This is a genomic window from Burkholderia sp. YIM B11467 (assembly GCF_052952715.1).
In genome coordinates this window covers 977,875-999,881 of sequence record NZ_JBQVSQ010000001.1, presented here as the reverse complement: position 1 = coordinate 999,881, position 22,007 = coordinate 977,875, and the positions used below count along the sequence as shown (strand labels likewise).

The 22,007-nt window shown below is 64.3% G+C and carries 17 protein-coding genes; 6 read left to right on the top strand and 11 right to left on the bottom strand.

The window, feature by feature from the left end; genetic code table 11:
- Positions 1-231 precede the first annotated feature (231 nt).
- From mqo to ACTRWB_RS04475, 3 genes are all read right to left on the bottom strand, one after another.
- On the bottom strand, positions 232-1,893 hold the full coding sequence (gene mqo, locus ACTRWB_RS04485) for a malate dehydrogenase (quinone) (protein WP_446901081.1): 1,662 nt from the start codon (positions 1,891-1,893) through the stop codon (positions 232-234).
- 575 nt (positions 1,894-2,468) lie between these two features.
- Positions 2,469-2,756, bottom strand: coding sequence for a hypothetical protein (locus ACTRWB_RS04480; protein WP_343491021.1), 288 nt, complete (start codon positions 2,754-2,756; stop codon positions 2,469-2,471).
- Between the two features lie 65 nt (positions 2,757-2,821).
- The gene (locus ACTRWB_RS04475; RefSeq protein WP_446901080.1) at positions 2,822-3,310 is read right to left on the bottom strand and encodes an Lrp/AsnC family transcriptional regulator; all 489 of its coding nucleotides are present in this window, start codon (positions 3,308-3,310) and stop codon (positions 2,822-2,824) included.
- Between the two features lie 126 nt (positions 3,311-3,436).
- Between ACTRWB_RS04475 and ACTRWB_RS04470 the strand changes: the two genes are divergently transcribed.
- Together ACTRWB_RS04470 and ACTRWB_RS04465 are read left to right on the top strand one after the other, a co-directional pair.
- Complete coding sequence (locus ACTRWB_RS04470) at positions 3,437-4,474, top strand: histone deacetylase family protein (RefSeq protein ID WP_446901079.1); 1,038 nt, start codon at positions 3,437-3,439, stop codon at positions 4,472-4,474.
- A gap of 70 nt (positions 4,475-4,544) precedes the next feature.
- The gene (locus tag ACTRWB_RS04465; protein ID WP_446901078.1) at positions 4,545-5,687 is read left to right on the top strand and encodes a branched-chain amino acid ABC transporter substrate-binding protein; all 1,143 of its coding nucleotides are present in this window, start codon (positions 4,545-4,547) and stop codon (positions 5,685-5,687) included.
- 96 nt (positions 5,688-5,783) lie between these two features.
- Here ACTRWB_RS04465 and ACTRWB_RS04460 read toward each other — a convergent pair whose 3' ends face one another.
- On the bottom strand, positions 5,784-6,653 hold the full coding sequence (locus tag ACTRWB_RS04460; protein WP_446901077.1) for a mechanosensitive ion channel family protein: 870 nt from the start codon (positions 6,651-6,653) through the stop codon (positions 5,784-5,786).
- 336 nt (positions 6,654-6,989) lie between these two features.
- Here ACTRWB_RS04460 and ACTRWB_RS04455 point away from each other — a divergent pair, with 336 nt between their 5' ends.
- Entirely contained in the window at positions 6,990-8,363 is a 1,374-nt protein-coding gene (locus tag ACTRWB_RS04455; RefSeq protein ID WP_446901076.1) for a M23 family metallopeptidase, read from the top strand.
- A gap of 142 nt (positions 8,364-8,505) precedes the next feature.
- Here the strand turns inward: ACTRWB_RS04455 and ACTRWB_RS04450 are convergent, their stop codons facing one another.
- Positions 8,506-8,646: a hypothetical protein gene (locus ACTRWB_RS04450; RefSeq protein WP_446901075.1), complete on the bottom strand. Its 141-nt coding sequence runs from the start codon at positions 8,644-8,646 to the stop codon at positions 8,506-8,508.
- 183 nt (positions 8,647-8,829) lie between these two features.
- On the opposite strand from ACTRWB_RS04450, the gene ACTRWB_RS04445 reads away from it, so the two are divergent.
- On the top strand, positions 8,830-12,129 hold the full coding sequence (locus ACTRWB_RS04445; RefSeq protein WP_446901411.1) for an autotransporter outer membrane beta-barrel domain-containing protein: 3,300 nt from the start codon (positions 8,830-8,832) through the stop codon (positions 12,127-12,129).
- Positions 12,130-12,219: 90 nt separating this feature from the next.
- On the opposite strand, the gene ACTRWB_RS04440 is transcribed toward ACTRWB_RS04445, so the two are convergent.
- The 4 genes from ACTRWB_RS04440 to ACTRWB_RS04425 all read right to left on the bottom strand — a co-directional run bounded on the left by ACTRWB_RS04440 (position 12,220) and on the right by ACTRWB_RS04425 (position 15,501).
- Positions 12,220-13,059 (bottom strand): AraC family transcriptional regulator, encoded by an 840-nt coding sequence (locus ACTRWB_RS04440; RefSeq protein ID WP_446901074.1) that lies wholly within the window; start codon positions 13,057-13,059, stop codon positions 12,220-12,222.
- A gap of 149 nt (positions 13,060-13,208) precedes the next feature.
- Complete coding sequence (locus ACTRWB_RS04435; protein WP_446901073.1) at positions 13,209-13,949, bottom strand: fucose-binding lectin II; 741 nt, start codon at positions 13,947-13,949, stop codon at positions 13,209-13,211.
- Between the two features lie 199 nt (positions 13,950-14,148).
- Positions 14,149-14,991: a fucose-binding lectin II gene (locus tag ACTRWB_RS04430; protein ID WP_446901072.1), complete on the bottom strand. Its 843-nt coding sequence runs from the start codon at positions 14,989-14,991 to the stop codon at positions 14,149-14,151.
- A gap of 120 nt (positions 14,992-15,111) precedes the next feature.
- The gene (locus ACTRWB_RS04425) at positions 15,112-15,501 is read right to left on the bottom strand and encodes a fucose-binding lectin II (RefSeq protein ID WP_129516282.1); all 390 of its coding nucleotides are present in this window, start codon (positions 15,499-15,501) and stop codon (positions 15,112-15,114) included.
- A gap of 950 nt (positions 15,502-16,451) precedes the next feature.
- Here ACTRWB_RS04425 and leuA point away from each other — a divergent pair.
- The gene (leuA, locus tag ACTRWB_RS04420; protein WP_446901410.1) at positions 16,452-18,161 is read left to right on the top strand and encodes a 2-isopropylmalate synthase; all 1,710 of its coding nucleotides are present in this window, start codon (positions 16,452-16,454) and stop codon (positions 18,159-18,161) included.
- Between the two features lie 455 nt (positions 18,162-18,616).
- On the opposite strand, the gene ACTRWB_RS04415 is transcribed toward leuA, so the two are convergent.
- Positions 18,617-18,895, bottom strand: a complete 279-nt coding sequence (locus ACTRWB_RS04415; RefSeq protein ID WP_446901071.1) for a hypothetical protein — start codon at positions 18,893-18,895, stop codon at positions 18,617-18,619.
- 131 nt (positions 18,896-19,026) lie between these two features.
- Positions 19,027-19,734 carry a septal ring lytic transglycosylase RlpA family protein gene (locus ACTRWB_RS04410; protein ID WP_446901070.1) on the bottom strand — a complete coding sequence of 236 codons (708 nt, stop codon included), beginning with the start codon at positions 19,732-19,734 and terminating at the stop codon, positions 19,027-19,029.
- Positions 19,735-20,644: 910 nt separating this feature from the next.
- Here ACTRWB_RS04410 and ACTRWB_RS04405 point away from each other — a divergent pair.
- Positions 20,645-21,997: a GntP family permease gene (locus ACTRWB_RS04405; protein ID WP_446901069.1), complete on the top strand. Its 1,353-nt coding sequence runs from the start codon at positions 20,645-20,647 to the stop codon at positions 21,995-21,997.
- Positions 21,998-22,007 lie beyond the last annotated feature (10 nt).

Here is a 22,007-nt window from a genome sequence, read left to right as displayed (position 1 = left end):
CGCCCGGGCGGGCGCGGCAACGGTGTGCGGCGCTCGCGCGGCTCGGGCGCGGGCCGCACCGTGCGTCGGTGCGGATGGTGGATCGGGCGGCGACACGGGGTCGCGCGTGCCGCAATTCTAGCGGAAGCGGGCGACCGGCTGGGCGACCGGCCGGGCAACCCGCCCGTCCGCATCATGAAAAACGGCCGCCCCGGAGGGCGGCCGTGTCGTGCGGCGCGGTTGCTGCGATGCTTACAGCGCCATGTCGGCCGATGCCTTCGCCGGGCGGGCCGGCGCGGTGCCGGTCGCCTGCGACGGCACGCTGACGTCGATCTTCGGCGGCGGCGAGAGCTGCAGCACGTCGCTGGTGTAGGTCCATTCCTCGACGACCTTCGCCGGGCTGTCGTTCAGCTTCGTGCCGTAGCTCGGCACGATCTGGCGGATCTTCTGCTGCCACTCGGGCGTCGCGACCTTGTCCTTGAATACCTTCTTCATCAGGTTCAGCATGATCGGCGCGGCCGTCGATGCGCCCGGCGACGCGCCGAGCAGGCCCGCGATGCTGCCGTCCTGCGAGCTGACGATCTCGGTGCCGAGCTTCAGCACGCCGCCCTTCACCGGGTCGCGCTTGATGATCTGCACGCGCTGGCCAGCCTGCCACAGGCGCCAGTCTTCCTTCTTCGCGTTCGGGAAGTATTCCTTCAGCGCGTTGAAGCGGTCGTCGTCAGACAGCATCAGCTGGCCGGCGAGGTACTGGACCAGCGGGAATTCGTCGACGCCCACGCGCATCATCGGTGCGACGTTGTGCGTGTTGGTGCTCTTGAGCAGGTCGAAATACGAGCCGTTCTTCAGGAACTTGGTCGAGAACGTCGCGAACGGTCCGAACAGGATGATCTTCTTGCCGTCGATGATCCGCGTGTCGAGGTGCGGCACCGACATCGGCGGCGAGCCGACCGACGCCTTGCCGTATGCCTTCGCGAGGTGCTGCTTCACGACGTCGGGGTTGTCGGTCACGAGGAACGAGCCGCCGACCGGGAACGCGCCGTAGTCCTTCGCCTCGGGGATGCCCGACGCCTGCAGCAGGTGCAGCGCGCCGCCGCCCGCGCCGATGAACACGAACTTCGCGTCGACCGATTGCGGCGGTTCATCCGAATGCAGCTTGACCCACGACACGTGCCACGTGCCGTCGGCGTTGCGCGTGATCTCGCGCACTTCGCTCGACAGCGACAGCGTGAAGTTCGGCTGGGTCTTCAGGTAGCCGACGAACTGGCGCGTGATCTCGCCGAAGTTCACGTCGGTGCCGATCGGCGTCCAGGTGGCGGCGACCTTCTGCTTGCGGTCGCGGCCTTCCATCATCAGCGGCACCCACTGCTTGATCTGGTCGTAGTCTTCCGAATACTGCATGCCGCGGAACAGCGGGCTCGCCTGCAGCGCTTCGTAGCGCTTCTTCAGGAAGCGGACGTTGTCGTCGCCCCACACGAAGCTCATGTGCGGCGTCGAGTTGATGAACGAATGCGGGTTCTTCAGCACCCCCTGCTTGACCTGCCACGCCCAGAACTGGCGCGAGATCTGGAACGACTCGTTGATCTCGATGGCCTTCGAGATGTCGATCTTGCCGTCCGCCTTCTCCGGCGTGTAGTTCAGTTCGGCGAGCGCCGAGTGGCCGGTGCCCGCGTTGTTCCAGCCGTTCGAGCTTTCCAGCGCGACGCCGTCGAGGCGCTCGACCATCGTCATCGACCAGTCAGGCTGAAGCTCGTGCAGCCAGACGCCGAGCGTAGAGCTCATGATGCCGCCGCCCACCAGCAGGACATCGACCTTCTTCGTATCGGCGGCATGCGCGGACGACGCGGCGACGCACAGCGCGAGCGCCGACAGTATTACCCGTAACGTTTTGATCACAGCAGATCCCTTTTTCAACTTGGATGCATCGGTTTGCCATGCCGCCCGTCGAGCGTTGCGATCGCGGCCGATACGCGGATCCGGAGATCCGGATCGCGAATCCGGAATTCCGGATCGACGCTGCTCGCCGTTGCATTTGCGCACGCAAAACCGTTGCGAAGGAGACCTTCGGATCGGCTCGCGACCGGCGCGCAATGGCCGGCGTCACGGGGCGCGTTTTGCGCCGAGGCCCTCGCGGCAAGCCTGAGCGGTTGGGGTTTCAGGCTGCGTCGAAAGGGGCCGCACGCGACGTTGTCGGCGGGGGCGGGGTGGCAAGGGGCGCGTAATATAACCGAACTCGGTTAACGTGTCGCACGCGAAAAATGTCCTTGTTTTTGTGGGGTTTTTCTCGTGTCCGGGTTTCCGGAATCGGGGTGCGCCGCGCCGGAAATCCGGCGGGAATTCGACGATGCGGCGCGCGCGACGGACGCGCCGCGTGCCGAGGGGAAAGGTCGGAATGTCGCATCGCGCGATGCGCCGATGCGATGCGCGAGCGATCGCGCAACGCGTCGCGCCGGCATGTCATTGCGTCGCGGCATCGCGCCGCGATTCGCTTACTTCGCCGCTGCGTTCCGGCAGAACTGCTCGTACGCCTGCGCCGAATTCGCGAAGCCCTTTTGCTTGGCGAGTTCCCACGGGCGTTCGCATTGCTGCGTCTGTTCGCACCATGCGTAGCCGGCCGAGCCGATGCAGCCGTGCGCATCGCGGTCGCCGCCGACCATCGGCGGTGCGGCCGGCGCCGACGAATCGGCCGGCGCGGACGATGGCGCCGCACAGGCGCTCAACGCGAACGCGCAAGCCAGCGCGGCGACAAGCGAGGCGGAGGAAGTGATTCGCTTCATCAGGTAGTGCTCCATGGGATAAGGATTGGGAACGGAATGACGGGCTGGCCCGTTCATCCTGCCGCTCACGCGTCCGGCATCGGCACGCGCGACGAGAACTTCACCTCGCGCAACGCGAGGCTCGACTGGATCGACGACACGCCGGCCTGCTTCCTCAGCACGCGCTCGACGAAATCCGCATATGCGTCGAGATCGGCCGCGACGACCTGCAGGATGTAGTCGGCCGCACCGGTGATCTTGTGGCACGACAGCACCTCGTCGTGGCGCCGCATCACGTCCTCGAAATGATCCGAATCCTGGCCCGAGTGCATGTTGAACGTCACCTGCACGAACGCGAACACGTTCATCCCGAGCGCGCGCCGGTCGAGGTTCGCCTGGTAGCCGGTGATCACGTGTTCGTCCTCGAGCCGCTTGCGGCGGCGCCAGCACGGCGTGACGCTCAACGACAGCTTTTCGCCGAGCGTCGCGTTCGACAGCGCGCCGTCTTCCTGCAGCAGGCGGAGCATCGCGCGGTCGACGCCGTCCAGTTCAACCGAAGCGCGATTTTTGCTCATATCCGTGATTCCGTAGACAGTTTTCTCAAAATTGTACGAAACGAAGAAGCGAAAAGCAAAGTTATTGCCGGTCGGCGTCAATAGACTGTTGCCACCCCCTCACTGCCATCACAGCAACGGTCAACCATGCTCACGGTCTACAGCAGCGATCACCACCTGCATCGCGGCGTCGAACTGAAGGACGGCGCGATCACCGAGTCGTTCGAAAACCCCCTTCGCGCCGAAACGGTGCTCGCGCAGGTCCGCGCGGCCGGCCTCGGCGACGTGATCGCGCCGCGCGCGTTCGACCGCGCGAGCTATGCCGGCGCGCACAGCGCGCGCTACGTCGATTTCCTCGCCGGCGCATGGGACGAATGGACCGCGACCGGCCGCACCTGCCAGGCGCTGCCGCTCGTATGGCCGGTGCGCGCGATGCCGGCGGCCGCGACGCTGCCCGGCTTCATCGACGGCAAGCTCGGCTTCTTCGCGATGGACGCCGGCGCGCCGATCAACGCGGGCACCTGGGACGCGGTGAGCGCGAGTGCGAACTCGGCGCTGACCGGCGCTGACCTGCTGTCGAACGGCGGCGCGCGCGCGGCCTTCGCGCTGTGCCGCCCGCCCGGCCACCATGCCGGCCGCGAGTACATGGGCGGTTACTGCTATCTGAACAACGCGGCGATCGCGGCGCAGCACGGCATCGCGAGCGGTGCCGCGCGCGTCGCGGTGCTCGACGTCGATTTCCATCACGGCAACGGTACGCAGGACATCTTCTACGAGCGCCCGGACGTGTTGTTCGCGTCGATTCACGGCGAGCCGGCCGTGTCGTATCCGTACTTCTCCGGTTATGTGGACGAACGCGGCACGGGCGCGGGCGAAGGCTTCAACCTGAACCTGCCGCTGCCGAAGGGCACGCAGTGGGACACCTATGCAACCGCGCTCGGCCATGCGGCGGCCGCGATCGTTGCGCATGCACCCGACCTGCTCGTCGTGTCGCTCGGCGTCGACACGTTCGAGCACGACCCGATCAGCCATTTCCGGCTGCGCTCGCCCGACTACCTGCGCATCGGCGAGGCGCTCGCGCGCCTGAACCTGCCGACGCTGTTCGTGATGGAAGGCGGCTACATGGTCGAGGAGATCGGCATCAACGCGGTGAACGTGCTGCTGGGATTCGAAGGGCGCGCATAAGCGCGTGGCACGGCCTTCAACGAACGACGTATCCGAACCCGAACGAAGAGCGACAACGAAGGAGACAAGCATGAATCGACATCACAAGACGGCACTCGCCGCCGCGGCCGCGCTGACCTGCGCACTGTCCACGTTCCCCGTGCACGCGGACGAAGTCGTGCGCATCGGTCACGTCGCGCCGCTGACCGGCGCGATCGCGCATCTCGGCAAGGACAGCGAGAACGGCGCGCGGCTCGCTGTTGAAGAAATCAACGCGAAGGGGCTCGTGATCGGCGGCAAGAAGATCACGCTGCAGCTCGACGCGCAGGACGACGCGGGCGATCCGCGCACCGCGACGCAGGTTGCGCAGCGGCTCGTCGACGACAAGGTCGTCGGTGTGGTCGGCCATCACAACTCGGGCACGTCGATCCCGGCGTCGCGCGTTTATCGCGACGGCGGCGTCGTGCAGATCTCGCAGGCCGCGACCAACCCGACGTACACGCAGCAGGGTTTCAAGACGACCTATCGCGTCGTCGCGACCGACGCGCAGCAGGGGCCGGCGCTCGCGATGTATGCGGCGAAGAACATGGGTATCAAGACGGTCGCCGTGGTCGACGATTCGACCGCGTACGGGCAGGGCCTCGCGACCGAGTTCGAGAAGGCGGCGAAATCGGCCGGGATGAAGGTCGTGTCGCGCGACGCGACCAACGACAAGGCGATCGACTTCCGCGCGATCCTCACGAAGATCAAGGGCGAGAACCCGGACGCGATCATGTACGGCGGGATGGATGCGACGGGCGGCCCGCTCGCGAAGCAGGCGCGGCAGCTCGGCATGCGCGCGAAGATCCTCGCCGGCGACGGCGTGTGCTCGACCGACCTGCCGAAGCTCGCGGGCCCGGCGTCGGACAACGTCGTGTGTTCCGAAGCCGGCATCGCGCTCGAGAAGATGCCGGGCGGCGCGGCGTTCGCGAAGCGCTACGAAGCGCGTTACCACCAGCCGATGCAGGTGTATGCGCCGTTCTCGTACGACGCCGTGTACATCATCGTCGACGCGATGAAGCGCGCGAACTCGACGGACCCGGCGAAGGTGCTGGCCGCGATGCCGGCCACCGACTATCGCGGCGTGATCGGCGAAACCAGCTTCACGCCGCAGGGCGACCTGAAGCACGGCGCGATCTCGGTGTTCACGTACAAGAGCGGCAAAAAGGCGCTGCTGGATATCGTGAAGATGTGATGCTGGAGCGGGCCTGGCAGCAGGCGTTTGCCCGCCCGCGCGTGCTTTGGTTCCGTCGCGGGACCGGGCTGGCGGCCCGGTCGATGCATACGGCCGTTACAGCGCCCGTGTGCGTGCGCTGTCCGCGCCGCGCGCAGTGTCGTGCACGATGTGCAGCTCGCGCGTGCGGATCGGCAGTGCGCAGTTCGCATCGGCGAGCGTCTTGCGCACCTGACGCGCGAGGCGCCAGCGCATCGCCCAGAACTTGTCGGTATGCGTCCAGACGCGCATGTTCGCAACCAACGTGCTGTCGTCGAAGCGCATCACCATCACGTCCGGCGCCGGATCCTGCAGCACGTCGGGATCGGCGATGGCCAGCGCACGCAGCGCACCGAGCGCGCGATCGATGTCGTCGTGCACGGACACTTCCACTTCGAGATCGAGACGGCGCGTCGGATTGCGCGTGTAGTTGCGGATCGAACTGCCCCACAGCGCGCTGTTCGGCACGTACTCGCAGATACCGTCCGGCTTCGTCAGCCGTGTCATGAACAGGCCGACTTCGTCGACGGTGCCCGCGACGCCGGTGCCGCCGTCGATATAGTCACCGACCTTGAACGGCCGCAGCAGCAGGAGCATGATGCCGGCCGCGATGTTCTGCATCGTGCCCTGCAGCGCGAACCCGATCGCGAGGCCGGCCGCGCCGAGCACCGCGACGATGCTCGCCGTTTCGATGCCGAGCTGCGACAGCGCGCCGACGCTCGCGACGATGCGGATGCCCCATACGGCGACGTCGCAGAGAATCGGCCGCAGCGTGTCGTCGACACGCTCCTTGTTCGAGAGCAGCCGGTTCAGCCAGTTGCCGATGCGTTTGGACAGCCACCAGCCCGCGACGAGCAGCGCCAGGCCCGCGCACAGCCTGATGGAAAGGGTGGACAGCGCGTTCCACAGGAACGTCCAGCGTTCCGGATGAAGTTGATCGAGAAACATGCGGGATTCCGGTTGAGTGACACGTTGCGCGATACACGAGGGTCCCGCCGCATTCGGGCAGGCACGGGTTCGCGCGCAGGGAGCGTTCGACTGCAAACGTCATGCGATGGTTCGCGCGAATGCATGCATGGGGTCGGAGTGCCATGCTGTCGAACGGCGCGATCCGCATTTCGTTCGAGTACTAAGCGCGGGCTCAGAAAAATAAGATTGGTCCTATTTAGCCGTTTCAGGCACACCGATACACTCGCTTTCAAGTTGCCGGATCGCGATGCTCGTTCCTCCGCGATACCCGGTCCGTTCCCGATTTTTCATTGATAGATAGCGAGTGACGACGTCATGCGGTTAGACCTGCGTTTCCGTCTCGCACGCGAACAAGGTCAAACCGCCCGACGCGGCGTCACGTGCTTGCCGATTCGCCGCGCGCTGCTGTGCGCTGCCATCGCGACGGGCGGCGTGGCCGGCGCACACGGTGCGGCAGCGCAAGCTGCACACGATGCTGTGCCCTTCGCTTACGCGGCGGCGGAAACGACCGACCTTGTCGACGTGCCTTTTTTCAGTCCCGAGCGGACGACGTGGGGCGGCTTGCGTGCATCGGCGGCCGCGTCGCTCGATGTCATATACGCATCGCATGCGTCGAACCCGACGACGGGTACCGATCGCAATGACCCCGTTGCGCGCTTCGGCGCATGCGTGGCCTATCGCGTGCTGTGCGACGCGGCGCGCGACGCGGTCGAACGCGGATATGCGTCGCGGTTCGATTACGGTCTTTCTTCGCCGTTGCCTGAGATGGGTACGCAAGCGGCATTCGAGCCGCGTGCGGTCGATCTGGCTTCCGCCGAACCGTTCATGCTCGCGGAGCCGGATCGCGGCACACGCGCCGTCGCAATTACCGGCACCCTGCAAGCGTCGCTGGCGCGCGCCGAATTGCCGGCCGGTGTCGCGGCGCAGATCACACGCATGCTCGCCGGGCGTATCGATCCGAAGCAGCGCGGCACGATCGGCGATACCTTCCGCGTCGCATACGAACCGGACGACAGCGCGACGCTGCCGCACGGCGTGCGTGTGACGGCGCTCGATATCCGCTTTCGCGGCCAGCACGTCTCGGGCGTATGGTTCGCACCCGATGCAGGTGCGCCGGGCGCGTACTACGACCTCGACGGCATGCCGCTTGCCGGTACGCGATTCGCAATGCCGGTCGCCGCGACGCGGATCAGCTCGCATTTTGGCGCGCGTGTGCATCCGGTGACCGGCGCGCGTCACGTGCATACCGGCGTCGATCTGGCTGCGCCGGCGGGCCGTGCGGTCCATGCATCGGAGCGCGGCACCGTGACGTTCATCGGCACCGAGCCGAGCGGCTACGGCAAGTATGTGGTGATTCGTCATGACGGCGGTTATGCGTCGTACTACGCGCACCTGTCGGCGTTCGAACCGACGCTGCGGACCGGCGCGCGTGTCGAGCGCGGCCAGCGTGTCGGTGCCGTCGGCAGTACGGGGACCGCGACCGGCCCGCATCTGCACTTCGAGGTCCGGCGCCATGAGCGTCTCGTCGATCCGGTCGAACTCGTGCAGGCCGCCAAAGCGGCGACGCTGAAGGGCGAGCGGCGGGTCGCGTTCAACCGTGTGGCCTTCGACGCGCGCACGCGCCTGGCGTCGGCTGCGTGGTCGACGCCGGTCGCGATGTCGGCGCCGGCAGCATCGCCCGCCGGCTGACCGAATGCCGGCCACCACGGCCGGCATCGTCGCAGGCGCGCATCAACGCGCCCGCCGGCCGCTTCGGTGGCCGGATATCGTGCGCAGCAGCATGACAGAATGGCCGGCAGCCCATGCATGATCAATTGATCGTCGAATGACGTCAGATTTTCCGGCTTGCCCGATTCGCATTCTTCAACGCTTTTGAGTCTTTCTTAAAAACCGGCAAATTCAACCGGTTTCTGCCCGGCATTCCCGCCACGCCTGTCACGCATGATTTGCCGCAACGCAACAGCGCGGCCATTCCCGTTATTTCCGAATGCGAAATTAATCCCGCGCTGATTTCCAATATCACGCGATCGGATCTTGCGATTATTTCAAGGCAGGTGATATAACCCGGTTCACGCACCGATTTGCAGCAATAACGTCACCAATAAAGGCGAGCCGAAAAATGAAAAGAAAGGCGCGGAACCTGGGTTTGGGTGGGATGGCGATCCTGACCGGCGCGATGCCGGTGGGTGCTTATGCGGCATGTTCGGCCACTGCGCCGGGCAGCGGCACGACGGTCACGTGTTCCGGCGCCAATGCGCCGTCGGTCGTGGCCGCGGCCGGCAGTACCAACGTGACGATCAACCTCGATTCGACCGTCACGGGCAGCTATGTGCTGGCGTCCACGCCGACGCCGTTTTCCGTCGATACGTCGAGTGCGATTACCAACAACGGCAACCTGTCGATGTCCGGCAACGGCACGGGCGTCGCGAACCGCGGCGCGGTGCTGCTCGGTGTGAACAACGGCAATACGCTCACCAATGCCGCAACCGGCGTGATTTCGACGTCGGGCCAGTACAACGACGGGATGGCCGCGAACGGCAACAACAACACGCTGGTCAACAACGGCACGATCACGACCACCGGCAACAACTCGTACGGGATGACGGCCGCGTGGGGGCAGAGCAATCCCGGCGCGGCGGGCAACCAGATCGTCAATACCGGCACCGTGACGACGTCCGGCAACAACGCGCGCGCGGCGTCGCTGCTCGGCGGCAACGGCACGATCACCAACAGCGGCACGCTGACGTCGAACGGCCGCGATGCGCCGGCCGTCTACATGCAGGGCAACAACGACACGCTCGTCAACAGCGGCACGATCCAGACCACGGGCACGGCGACGAGCGGCGGCAGCGTCGACGCGGTCGTGTCGAACACGCTCGGCAGTTCGTTTACCGCGACGATCACGAACCAGGCCGGCGGCAGGATCATCAGCAACAACGGCATCGGCGTGCGCTCGACCAACGGCGCGACGACGATCACCAACGCGGGGCTGATCCAGGGCGGTGGCGGCACCGCGATCCAGGGCGGCAACGGCAACGTGACGCTGATCCTGCAGACGGGCTCGCAGATCGTCGGCACCGCGAACGGCGGCGCGGGCACCAATACCGTGACGCTGCAGGGCACGGGCACCGCGTCGAACGCGTTCACGAACTTCCAGAGCCTGACGATGGCCGGCACGAACTGGACATGGGCCGGCACCGGCACGTTCTCGACCGCGCTGGTGCAGAGCGGCACGCTGAATCTCACCGGCACGCTCGGCACGACGACGGCGTCCGTCGTCGCGACCGTCAACGCGGGCGCGACGCTGCAGGCGAATGCGTCGAACCTGCCGCTGTCCGTCACCGACAACGGCCTCGTGCGTTTCCAGCAGGACAGTGCCGGCACGTACACGGGCACGATCGGCGGCGCGGGCGCGGTGGAGAAAACCGGCGCAGGCACGCTGACGGTCGCGCCTTCTGCCGCCGGCGGCAACACGTATTCGGGCGGCACGACGATCACGCAGGGCACGCTGTCGGTCGCGGCCGACAACGCGCTCGGCGCATCGTCAGGAAGCCTGACCTTCAACGGCGGCACGCTGCAGCTCGGCAGCGCATTCAATCTCGCGTCGGGCCGCGCGGTGTCGATCACGTCGAACAACGGCACGATCGATACGCAGGGCTTCAACTCGACGTTGACGCAGGGCATCACGGGTGCCGGCTCGCTGACGAAGCTCGGCAGCGGCACGCTGACGTTGAACGGCGCGAGCAGTTATGCGGGCGGTACGAACGTCAATGCGGGCACCGTGATCGTCGGCGACGGCACGAGCGCGTCGGCGGCGCTGGGCGGCGGCGGGCCGGTGACGGTGGCATCGGGCGCGACGCTCGGCGGCTACGGCAGCGTCACGGGCAACGTAACCAACAACGGCACGCTCTCGGTCGCGAACGCGCTGGCGAGCCTCGCGAGCGGCGCGACCGGCAATTTCCAGATCAACGGCAACCTGACGAACGCGGGGCTCGTGCAGCTCGGCGGCAGCGGCGTGGGCAACACGCTGACGGTGGCCGGCCACTACGTCGGCCAGAACGCGACGATCGCATTGAACACGACGCTCGCCGGCGACGGCGCGCCGTCGGACAAGCTGATCGTCAGCGGCGGCACGGCGAGCGGCTCGAGTACGCTGAAGGTGACGAACGTCGGCGGTGCGGGCGCGCAGACGACCGGCGACGGCATCCAGGTCGTGCAGGCGACCAACGGCGCGACGTCGAGCGCGGGCGCGTTCACGCTGTCGGGCGGCACGGTCAGCGCCGGCGCGTATTCGTACTTCCTCGCGAAAGGCGGCGCGGCGACCGGCACGGGCGATAGCTGGTACCTGCGCAATATGGTGCCGCCGAAGCCGGAGCCGCCGGTCGTCGAACCGGGACAGCCGACACCGCCGCCCGTGACGCCGGTCACGCCGGCCGAAGGCACGCCCGAATCGATCGTCGAAGCCGTCACCGATGCAGGCACCGGCGGCAATCCGGAACCGATCTACCGCCCCGAAGTGCCGCTGTACGCCGAAGCACCGGCCGTCGCGCGCCAGCTCGGGTTGCTGCAGATCGACACGTTCCACGACCGGCAGGGCGAACAGGGGCTGCTGAGCGAGAACGGCCCGATGCCCGCGTCGTGGGCGCGCGTGTGGGGCGGCAACAGCAACATCAAGCAGAAGGGCGACGTGACGCCGTCGTTCGACGGCACCGTGTGGGGGATGCAGGTCGGTCAGGATCTTTATGCCGACAACAGCCCGAGCGGCCATCGCAACCACTACGGCTTCTTCCTCGGTTTCTCGCGCGCGGTCGGCGACGTGAACGGCTTCGCGCTCGCGCAGCCCGATCTGGGTGTCGGCACGTTGCAGGTCAATGCGTACAACCTCGGCGGCTACTGGACGCATATCGGCCCGGGCGGCTGGTACACGGACGCCGTGCTGATGGGCAGCGCGCTGACCGTGCGCACGCATTCGAACGACAACGTGAACGGCTCGACGAACGGCAACGCGTTCACGGGTTCGGTCGAGGCGGGGTTGCCGATCGCGCTCGGCTACGGGCTGACGCTCGAACCGCAGGCGCAGCTCGTGTGGCAATGGCTGTCGCTCGATCGTTTCAACGACGGCGTGTCGAGCATCGCATGGAACAACGGCAATACCTTCCTCGGCCGGATCGGCGCGCGGCTGCAATACGCGTTCGATGCGAACGGCGTGAGCTGGAAGCCGTACCTGCGCGTGAACGTGCTGCGCTCGTTCGGTACCGACGACAAGACGACGTTCGGCGGCGCGACGACGATCGGCACGCAGGTCGGGCAGACGGCCGGGCAGGTCGGCGCGGGGCTCGTTGCGCAGCTGACGAAGCGCGGCAGCGTGTATGCAACGGTCAGCTACCTGACGAATCTCGGCGGTGAGCATCAGCGCACGATTACCGGGAATGCGGGCGTGCGCTGGGCGTGGTGATTTCGATGAGAGCGATGCATTGATCGATCGGCCGTGGCGAGCGACGTCGCGGCCGATCGGCGCTGGTCATGCGCTCACGTGCTCACGTGCTCACGCGGATTGTTCGACAGGCAACCAGATTTCAAGCACGCCGGTACCCGTCACCGGATCGTAGTCCTCGCTGTAGCGTTCGAACTCGGGCGCGTCCACCGCCTTGAATCCCGACGTCGGCAGCCAGCCGTTCCAGATGCTGTAGAAGGTCTGGTGTAGCGTCGAGATGTGCCCGCTGTGTTCGAAGACCGCATAACGTTGCGGTTCGAGCTCGACGCAGCGAAACGGCGCGGGCAACCGGTCGCGATGCTTGACCTCCACGCCGGCGATGTATTCGAAGCTGCCATCCGCATCCGGGTTGCAGCACACGCCATACGTTTCGCCGCCGACCTGCCCGGGGATGTGGTCGATGTACGGGATAAAGGCTTGCCAGAGCGCCGGAATCCCTTCGTTGGTTTCGAAGGTATAGCGGCTGCTCATGCCTGCGATCAGCTGCTTTTCGGTGACTTCGAAGCGTGATGGTGTCACGGCGATGATTTTCAGTTCTTTCATGCGAAACGGCTCCACAAGAGACAACCCGTCGAGAGTGCGCCGTGCCCGCACCGCTTCCGGCGTGATGCCGAAGAGATCGCGGAAGGCGCGCGTAAACGCCTCATGGGAGCCATATCCGGCATCGAGTGCCACGGGAAGGATGTCCGGCGTGCCTTGCGCCAAGGTTCGCGCAGCACGCGTCAGCCGTCTCGACCGGACATAGCGCATCACCGGCCAACCGGTATTCATCGAGAACAGGCGTGAAAAGCCGAAGCGCGTCATGTCGCAATCGGCCGAAATCCTGTCGAGTGTCAGTTCCCTGTCCAGTTCGGTTTCGATGAACCAGAGTGCTTTTCCAACCGGATCCATAGCGTGCCAATGAGAGTGTCGGGCGGACTATATGGTATCGGCGGCTGGGGCATTTGATCGTTCTTGCGGTGCGTGATGTGGCGCAACGGGGGCGCTGAAGCAAATCGCCACGCCGGGCGGCGTGGCGAGAGGTGGCGGGATTGTGCTGCTTAGCCGAGCGGCCAGTTCAGGATCGCGATGCCGTCGTTGTAGTCGCCGTCCGCGCCATCTTCAGACCCGACCAGCCCGAAGTAGGTCTTCTTGAAGATGTCGACCTGACGCGAGCCGATCTTCGACGGCTTGCCGTTCGCCGTCACGACCACGCGCACCTTCCCCTTGCCGGAGTTCACGATCTGCGTGTTCAGGTTTGCGTCCTGCGTGCCGGCGCCCTGGAACGTCGCGGCCGGTTTCGGATTGTCGTCGACGAAGACCTCGATCGTCTGTTGCGCGGACGAGTTGACGAGCGCCGTCACGCCGAACGCGATGTTCGGCGGCAGGTTGAAGAGGCCGTCGCGTTCGCCGCCGCCGCTTGTCGCAGGGTCGGGCTGCGCGGGTTGCGGCTGCGCCGTCGCCTTGGCGAAGTACGTGACTACGGCGCCGATGCCGAACTTCGCGGCGGCGCCGGGCAGCACGCCGGGCGCGCCGGCCCAGGTCACCGTGCAGGCGTCGACCTTCCCTGTTGCATCGGTCTTGACCTTGTTCATCCAGCTGCTGATGTCGAAGCTGTACGGCACCGTCGAGAGATGCACGAACACGTCGTATTGCGGCAGTTTTTCCACGAGTTGCGCGGTCATGAACTGGCGCATCCGGTCGAGCACGGCCTGGTCGCCGCCGGCCTGCACGACGAGCGCGTCGTTGCCGGCGAGTTGCAGAAGCGCGTACAGATCGTCATGGGTAAAGGGTTGTGTCATGTCGTCCTCGTCGTAATGGGATGTCTCGCGTGACGCGGCCGGTGAATCGGATTCGCCGTGCCGCGCGCGGAGCAAAGCGTGGGGCAGCCGTGACTGCCCGAACGAATCGCAATGGGTGGTCGGCCCGTCGCCATTGCGGTATCGATAACGGCGCGCAATGCATGCCGCGCCGTGACGCTGTGCTGGCGTCTGCCGCGGCTCAGCCCAGCGGCCAGTTCAGGAACACGATGCCGTCGTTGTAGTCGTCGTCCGTGCCGTCTTCCGATCCGACGATCCCGAAGTACGACTTCTTGAAGATGTCGACCTGACGCGAGCCGAGCCGCGACGGCTTGCCGTTCACCGTCACGATCACGCGCACGCGTCCCTTGCCCGAGTCGAGCACCTTCGTGCCGAGGTTCTCGTCGTGCGAGCCGGCGCCCTTGAACGTGGCGGCTGGTTTCGGGTTGTCGTCGATGTAGATGTCGATCGTCTGCTCGTTCGCCGCGTTCGCGAGCGCGGTGACGCCGAACTTGATGTTGGCCGGGAGGTTGAACGTGCCGTCGCGCTCGCCGCCGCCACCGCCGATGTTGCCGGCGCCGCCGGCTCCGGTGCTGCCGCCGCTGCCGGTTTCTGCGCCCTGATTACCGCCGCCCTGCGACGACGATTGCGCGGCCGTGTCACCGATCGCGGAAAGGCTCGCGAACGAATCGATATGCATCGTGCTGCCGCGCACGCTTTTCCACTGGCCTTTCACGAACGTGTGGCCGTCGGCGACGTCGATCGCGACGACGAGCGTGAACGGGATGCGGCTGGGATTCTCCGGCACCTTGGAGAAGTAGGAGAACGCGCCGTCCGCGACGATCCCCTTGTTGGTCGTAATGACGAAGTAGATGCCGGGGAAATTGTTGCCGGTGGCGTACGGCGTCGGTACGTTGAGCGTGACCAGCAGCTTGCCGTCGCGAATGTTTTCTTTCGCGAGGTCGAGATACAGGCCGGGGATGTCGACGTAAGTCTCGGACGTCACGACGGGCGCACTGGTGATCGAAGCCGAAAGGATGGGCATCGTGGTCTCCTGAAGGCGAAACGGGTTTCGATTGGGATGCTTCGCGATGTGATGCGGAACCGCCGGGCGGCCTTGCTGGCGGCTGCCCGGCGGTCGTCAGTCAATCGATGACGCGGTGACTTAGCCGATCGGCCACTGAAGCACGACGATGCCGTCGTTGTAGTCGCTGTCGTGACCATCTTCCGACACGACGATCCCGAAATTGACCGTGTACGGCGAGCCGTCCGACTTCTTGCCGTTGATCGGCGCGAGGCGCGCGTCGGTGGCCGACGGCTTGCCGTTCACCGTGACTTCGAAACGGATCTTGCCGTTGCCGGAATTCAGCGTGGCTTCGCGGGTGCCGTCGCGCGTCGTCAGCTTGTAATACGCGGCGGGTTCCTTGCTGTCGCCGACAAACAGCTTGATGTGCTGTTGTTCGGCGGCATTCGCGAAGAAAATCGCGCGGAAATCGGTATTCGGCGGAATCGAGAATTCACCGGCGCGATTGGATGACGTTTGAGAATCAGCCATGCTTCCTCCTGAAGAACAGTGGTAGGGCGTCTCGCCGCGTTGCGCAAACGATTTTTGTTTGAAACGCGGTTCGACAAGCATGTCGAAAAATAAATAAAAAAATATTCTCTTGGTAATGGTTATTGTTCAGTAAACAGAAAATCAACGTTAATCGATTTAATGAAATGTGGTTAATGGGTGGTATTTCGATATATTCGCGAAACTATATCGATTCGTGTATCGGTTTGATGAACGATGCGTGGTTGCGCAGGAGGATCGGGAGAGGCAGGGGCAATCGGGCTTCGGAGCGAGCGCTCGGTGTTCGCATATGGCAGCGTGTTGTTTCAACATCAGCATCTCTGTCATGGCCGCGCCCACCGGCCACCACCGAACGCCCACGCCGAAGCCCGATCGCAAAGGGAGGGCGTGCGGCGACCGGCGAAGATTGTTGACCGACTCACTCCGAACATGAATAGGACTTCACCGGCGCCGCACCCGTGAAGCATATCGACGGGGCAGGCCGCCGCCAATCGGACTGGACTGATTCTGCAGGCACCACCGCCGTGCGATGGGCCCCCGTCCGACGAGCAACCCGTTGACAGCCCCGGCCACCCTGTGATTTGATTCCGGCCATGCAAGCCGCCCAGCCCCTCTTCTCGCTACGACTACTAGCCCGTTTCTCCGGGCTGGGTCTGCGGCTGCGCGCTTTCCATCTGCTTCTTTCCTGAAGCGCCAGATTTCCCCCGTATCACCGACCTGGCCCCGGTTGTCGACCGGCGCCTGAGTTCGTCTTTTTTCCGCATCGCTCCGCTCCGTCCCGGTCGCTCAACCGTCAAGGCTGTCGTTCGCCGTACCGCTTTGCCGTTGTGCCGCTTTTTGCCGTTTCAACGCTGCGCGCGCAGCCGGCCTCCATGGCCGATGGCCGCCGCGCCGCGGTTTCCCGACAAACCGACCGAGGACCGAACATCATGATGCTGAAGAACCCCGCGACGAAGTACCGACCGTTTACGCCCGTCAACCTGCCGAACCGCACGTGGCCGACGCGCACCATCACGCACGCGCCGATCTGGATGAGCACCGACCTGCGCGACGGCAACCAGGCGCTGTTCGAGCCGATGGACGCGACGCGCAAGATGCGGATGTTCAAGACGCTGGTCGCGATCGGTTTCAAGGAAATCGAGGTGGCATTCCCGTCGGCGTCCGAAACCGACTTCAACTTCGTGCGCGAACTGATCGAAGGCGGCCACATCCCCGACGACGTGACGATCGAGGTGCTGACGCAGGCGCGCGACGACCTGATCGAGCGCACCTTCGAATCGCTGCGCGGCGCGAAGCGCGCGATCGTGCACCTGTACAACGCGACCGCGCCGGAATTCCGCAAGATCGTGTTCGGGCTCGACCGTGACGGCGTGAAGCAGCTCGCGGTGAACGCCGCGCGCACGATCAAGCGCTGTGCCGATGCCGCGACCGACACGCAGTTCACGCTGCAATACAGCCCCGAAACCTTCACGGCCACCGAGCTCGACTTCGCGAAGGAAGTCTGCGATGCCGTCTTCGACGTATGGCAGCCGACGCCCGAGCGCAAGGCGATCGTGAACCTGCCGGCCACCGTCGAAGTCGGCACGCCGAACTTCTACGCAGACCAGATCGAATGGATGCACCGCAACCTCGCTCGCCGCGATGCACTGATCCTGTCCGTGCATCCGCACAACGACCGCGGCACCGCGGTCGCGGCAGCCGAGCTGGCGGTGATGGCCGGCGCCGACCGCATCGAGGGCTGCCTGTTCGGCAACGGTGAGCGTACCGGCAACGTCGATCTCGTCACGCTCGCGCTGAACCTGTACACGCAGGGCGTCGATCCGGGCCTCGATTTCTCGCAGATCAACGAGGTCGCGCGCACGTCCGAGGAGTGCACGCAGTTGCCGATCCATCCGCGTCATCCGTACGTCGGCGACCTCGTGTTCACCGCGTTCTCCGGCTCGCACCAGGACGCGATCAAGAAGGGCTTCGCGGTACAGAAACCCGACGCCGTGTGGGAAATGCCGTATCTGCCGATCGATCCGAGCGACCTCGGCCGCACGTACGATTCGATCATTCGCGTGAACAGTCAGTCGGGCAAGGGCGGCATCGCGTACCTGCTCGAACAGGGTTATGGCGTCGCGCTGCCGCGTCGCCTGCAGGTCGACTTCAGTGCGGCCGTGCAGCGCCTGACCGACGACAGCGGGCACGAGGTGACGAGCGCGCAGATCTGGTCGCTGTTCCAGCAGGAATACGTCGAGGGCGACGCACCGCTGCACTATGTCGGCCATGAGCTGTCGGAACGCGACGGCCGCGAGACGATCGTGCTGACCGCCGACGTGCATGGCGAGCGCCGCGTGCTGCGCGGCGAAGGCAACGGCCCGCTCGATGCGCTGATGCATGCGCTGCGCACGCCGCTGCGGATCCAGCACTACGAGGAGCGCGCGTTGTCGCAGGGCGCCGATGCGAAGGCAATCGCGATCGCGGAGCTGGCCGGTTCGGGCGTGCGCGGCAGCGCGTTCGGCGTGGGCATCGACGCGAACCTGACGACCGCGTCGATCCGCGCGGTGATCAGCGGCATCAACCGCGCGTATGTGCGCGCGGACGAAGCGGCGCAGGCGACGTTCTTTGCCGCGCAGCCGGCGGTGAAGGCCGTCGCGTAAGCAGGGCGGTGATGACTACGCCGGCGTCGCCCGGCGTAGTCGCTGTGCCCCGACGAGGGGAAAGAACCGATCCGCTGGATCGCCGATGCGGTGGACAGTGCCGCACAGAAGTCGGGTTTCGATTTTCCGGTGCAGCAACTCCGGTTCACGGCGGATCCGGGCTGGATCAAGCTTCAGCGCGTGTCGGGGCGCGTGATGGTGTTGTCGCGGCCTTGAGCCGTGTGTCAGGCTTTCCCCGCTCGGCCAGGTCAGATTGAACGGGTGTGGCGCCGAAGCCGCTTCGCCTGTTGCCGCCACACCTTCCTTTCTGTCCGCTTCGCGGGCCGTCAGCAGGCCACCATGATGCCTGCCGGGCGCGAGCCACTCGCAGGCCGCACCACGATCTCCACACGCTGGCCAAACGAGACCGGCGCCCGTATCAGCAGATCCCGCGAAACCTTGCGGAGTCCGTCGCGCTACTCGGTGGTGACGACCGGCCGGGCCATCTCCGCAAGCGCAGCCGCATCGCCGGTCGTTTCGATGCCAGCGAGCTTGTAGACGTTCTCGCGGGACGCAATAAGGCAGCGAGTAACGCTGACGATTCCATTGATGGCCAACGTGCGTATTGCTCGGCGCACTTGAATGGTCGTCAGGCCGAGCGGTTGTCTCAGTTTCTTGACAGTCCACTCACCCCCGTCCGACATCAGGGTAATAATGCGCGCTCCCACCGGAAGCGTTTCGTCAATCTTCAGCATCGCAGTACCTCCTCTCATCTGCTATCGGCTCGGCTGCAGACCCACGCGCCTGTCCAAAAATGCACGGATGGGTCGAAGTGATGGTCCTGACGATGTCCGTCGAGGCGATGCCCGATTGGATCGGCAGCAGGTCACAGCTGCGTGATCTCCACGCGGGCAGTACCTGTTCTCTGGATACCGAGCGCTGATGCGGCGGCGTACGACAGGTCGATGATTCGATGAAAGTTGAACGGGCCACGATCGTTAATACGGACGATGACGGATTTTCCGGTGCTGGCCAGTGTGACGCGGACATACGAACCCAGAGGCAACGTTCTATGTGCTGCCGTCATGGCCTTCATGTTGAGCCGCTCACCGCTTGCAGTGCGATGCCCGATGAATGCCTTTCCATACCATGACGCAATCCCCTGCTGATGGAGGGCAGTCGACGCCGTGGGCTTACCTTGTTCACCGTCTGAAGGGCGACGTCCGTCGGATATCTTTTCGTACTGCGACGTAATTCCCTGTTGATGGAATGCCGGGGACACTGTCGATTTAACCGGTTGCGGCTCCGACGCGCTCGGACTCGAACCAACAATCTCGGGTTGATTCTCGCTCGATTGAGTTTTGGATAATGGGGATGTAATGGAGTGCTGATCTACCGGGACACAATGACAACCTGACAGCGTGGCTGTGGCGATGTATATGATCAGTAAAAGATTAGGATAGCGAAAATTAAAAATCATGAGTTGATGCGTAGAGGTGGAATCGATATCAGATGGCGCCAGACGCAACCGCATTGGCGTGGAAAGACCGGAGCGGATGAACGGTGAGCCGGCGGACTCGCCGTCATCATCCATGACTGCCCAGACATCGGCATCAGCAAGCGGCGCAACAGGTGCGGAAGTCGGTGCTGTTGCCGGGCTAGGTGCGCGTGAGCGGGATTGGCCCTCACCCCTCCAATGCTATTCGGAAAGTGTACGCAGTGGTATCAAGCGGGCTGAACAATTGTCAAATAGACGATCAGGCGCTAGCGCAATCGCTTGAAGGACATTGTCAGCCGAGGCGTTCAGATCGATAGCGATCAGCGTGAACGGCCGTCGCGCGTGGAAATGCGGCGGCCACCCTCGGCCACGACCGAGTATTCTGGAAGCGCATGCGTGTCCTTGTCATGCAACACGCATATCCACCGGCACACATCCCGACCTTCATGAAACGCCAAGCGCAGCTTATCAACCAATAGTTCACAAACTGTGACATTAGATCGCACGGAACTCGATATCATCGGTGGTGTGACGCTGAGATGTTGTGCTTGATCGCCAGCAGACGGGCGATGGGTGGTAATCAGCGGGCAATTTCATTCATTCAGTAAATTAGGATTACTACTAATTTGTTGGATCGTATGAGCGATGTGACTTGCGGCGATGACATTTATCGTGACAGGAGGTGCGGATCGCGACTGCGAGATGCGCTTAAATTTGTGTTCTTGAGATAGCGCTATCTTTCAACGGTGACGGCTTCCGTGAACGAAACGGTATCTGGGGTAGTTGTGGGTGTTGCCGCGGAATTTGCCGACCGCCGCCGAATCCCGGACGTTCGCTGCCAACGCGGCATCGCCGCGTTCCGACATCACCCGTCTAGGGGGCGAAGTGGTTGGACGATCTCGCCCCTGGCGACATTCGCTTGGTCGCATGAGATAGCAGGTATCTCTGCAGTCTTATCACCGCATCCACTCAGAGGGACAGCGGGCACTACAACAATGGAGACACTATGCATAACGTAGCAGGCAGCGCTCATCTGCTGATCGACGCGCTGATCGCGATCGTCGGACTGATTCTATTGATCACCCGCTTCAGGATTCACCCGTTCGTCGCGCTGACACTCGCGTCCGGATTCCTTGGCCTGATTTCCGGGATGCCGGTCGCAAAGATCGTGCAGTCCTTCCAGGATGGCTTTGGGGGCGTGCTGGGCTTCGTGGGCATCGTTCTCGGACTCGGCACCATGCTCGGCAAGATGATGGCCGAATCAGGCGGAGCAGATCGCATCGCCCGTACCCTGATCAATGCGTTCGGCAAGGAGCGGGTGCAGTGGGCCATGATGTGTGCCGCGTTTCTAGTCGGCATCCCGCTCTTTTTCGAGATTGGGTTCGTCCTGCTGATTCCGCTCGTTTTCATCGTTGCGCGACGCACCGGCGTGCCGCTGATCAAGGTCGGCATCCCGCTGCTCGCAGGTCTGTCGGTCGTCCACGGCCTCGTGCCGCCTCACCCCGGTCCCCTGCTTGCGATCGGCCTGTTCGGCGCCGACATCGGCAAGACCATCTTTTACGGGCTGATCGTCGGCTTGCCGACGGCAATCATAGCGGGTCCGCTTTACGGTTCGTTCGTCGCGAGATACGTTCAGGGCTCGGCGTCTCGAGAATTGCTTGAGCAACTTGCTAAGGAATCCGAATCGAAAAACCTGCCTGGGTTTGCGGTGACGATCTTCACCGCATTGCTGCCGGTATTGCTGATGCTGATCAAGACATTCGCAGATATCAGCCTCCATGCAGATAGCGGTTTGCGTGCCTGGATGGACATGATCGGCCATCCGATTACTGCGTTGCTGCTGGCATTGCTGGTATCTCTGTACACGTTCGGCATCGCACGTGGCTTCGATTCCAGGCAGATTCTGAAGTTCGTCGACTCCAGTCTCGGGCCCGTGGCGGCCATCATTCTGATCATCGGCGCTGGCGGCGGATTCAAACAAATGCTTGTCGCAAGCGGCGTCGGCGACGCGATTGGCCAGATGGCGGTGCAGGCACATATGTCTCCCATTCTGCTCGCATGGTTTGTTGCGGCCATGATTCGAATTGCGACGGGGTCCGCGACGGTGGCGACGATCACTGGCGCTGGTATTGTCGCGCCCGTTGTTGCAATGGTCCCCGGTGTGAATCGTGAACTTCTGGTGCTGGCGACCGGTGCCGGTTCGCTGATCCTGTCGCACGTGAACGACGCGGGATTCTGGCTTGTCAAGCAGTACTTCAATATGAGCGTTGTCGAGACCTTCAAGACCTGGACGGTGATGGAGACCATCGTCTCGGTTGTTGCGATCGTTCTCGTTATGGTCCTCTCAACGCTTGTATAACCTATTCCGC

Excerpts from the sequence above, each read along its gene's own strand:
- ACTRWB_RS04480 (WP_343491021.1), bottom strand. The coding sequence starts at position 2,756 with ATGAAGCGAATCACTTCCTCCGCCTCGCTTGTCGCCGCGCTGGCTTGC.
- ACTRWB_RS04475 (WP_446901080.1), bottom strand. The coding sequence starts at position 3,310 with ATGAGCAAAAATCGCGCTTCGGTTGAACTGGACGGCGTCGACCGCGCG.
- ACTRWB_RS04470 (WP_446901079.1), top strand. The coding sequence starts at position 3,437 with ATGCTCACGGTCTACAGCAGCGATCACCACCTGCATCGCGGCGTCGAA.
- ACTRWB_RS04465 (WP_446901078.1), top strand. The coding sequence starts at position 4,545 with ATGAATCGACATCACAAGACGGCACTCGCCGCCGCGGCCGCGCTGACC.
- ACTRWB_RS04460 (WP_446901077.1), bottom strand. The coding sequence starts at position 6,653 with ATGTTTCTCGATCAACTTCATCCGGAACGCTGGACGTTCCTGTGGAAC.
- ACTRWB_RS04455 (WP_446901076.1), top strand. The coding sequence starts at position 6,990 with ATGCGGTTAGACCTGCGTTTCCGTCTCGCACGCGAACAAGGTCAAACC.
- ACTRWB_RS04450 (WP_446901075.1), bottom strand. The coding sequence starts at position 8,646 with ATGGCCGCGCTGTTGCGTTGCGGCAAATCATGCGTGACAGGCGTGGCG.
- ACTRWB_RS04445 (WP_446901411.1), top strand. The coding sequence starts at position 8,830 with ATGGCGATCCTGACCGGCGCGATGCCGGTGGGTGCTTATGCGGCATGT.
- ACTRWB_RS04440 (WP_446901074.1), bottom strand. The coding sequence starts at position 13,059 with ATGGATCCGGTTGGAAAAGCACTCTGGTTCATCGAAACCGAACTGGAC.
- ACTRWB_RS04435 (WP_446901073.1), bottom strand. The coding sequence starts at position 13,949 with ATGACACAACCCTTTACCCATGACGATCTGTACGCGCTTCTGCAACTC.
- ACTRWB_RS04430 (WP_446901072.1), bottom strand. The coding sequence starts at position 14,991 with ATGCCCATCCTTTCGGCTTCGATCACCAGTGCGCCCGTCGTGACGTCC.
- ACTRWB_RS04425 (WP_129516282.1), bottom strand. The coding sequence starts at position 15,501 with ATGGCTGATTCTCAAACGTCATCCAATCGCGCCGGTGAATTCTCGATT.
- leuA (WP_446901410.1), top strand. The coding sequence starts at position 16,452 with ATGCTGAAGAACCCCGCGACGAAGTACCGACCGTTTACGCCCGTCAAC.
- ACTRWB_RS04415 (WP_446901071.1), bottom strand. The coding sequence starts at position 18,895 with ATGCTGAAGATTGACGAAACGCTTCCGGTGGGAGCGCGCATTATTACC.
- ACTRWB_RS04410 (WP_446901070.1), bottom strand. The coding sequence starts at position 19,734 with ATGGATGATGACGGCGAGTCCGCCGGCTCACCGTTCATCCGCTCCGGT.
- ACTRWB_RS04405 (WP_446901069.1), top strand. The coding sequence starts at position 20,645 with ATGCATAACGTAGCAGGCAGCGCTCATCTGCTGATCGACGCGCTGATC.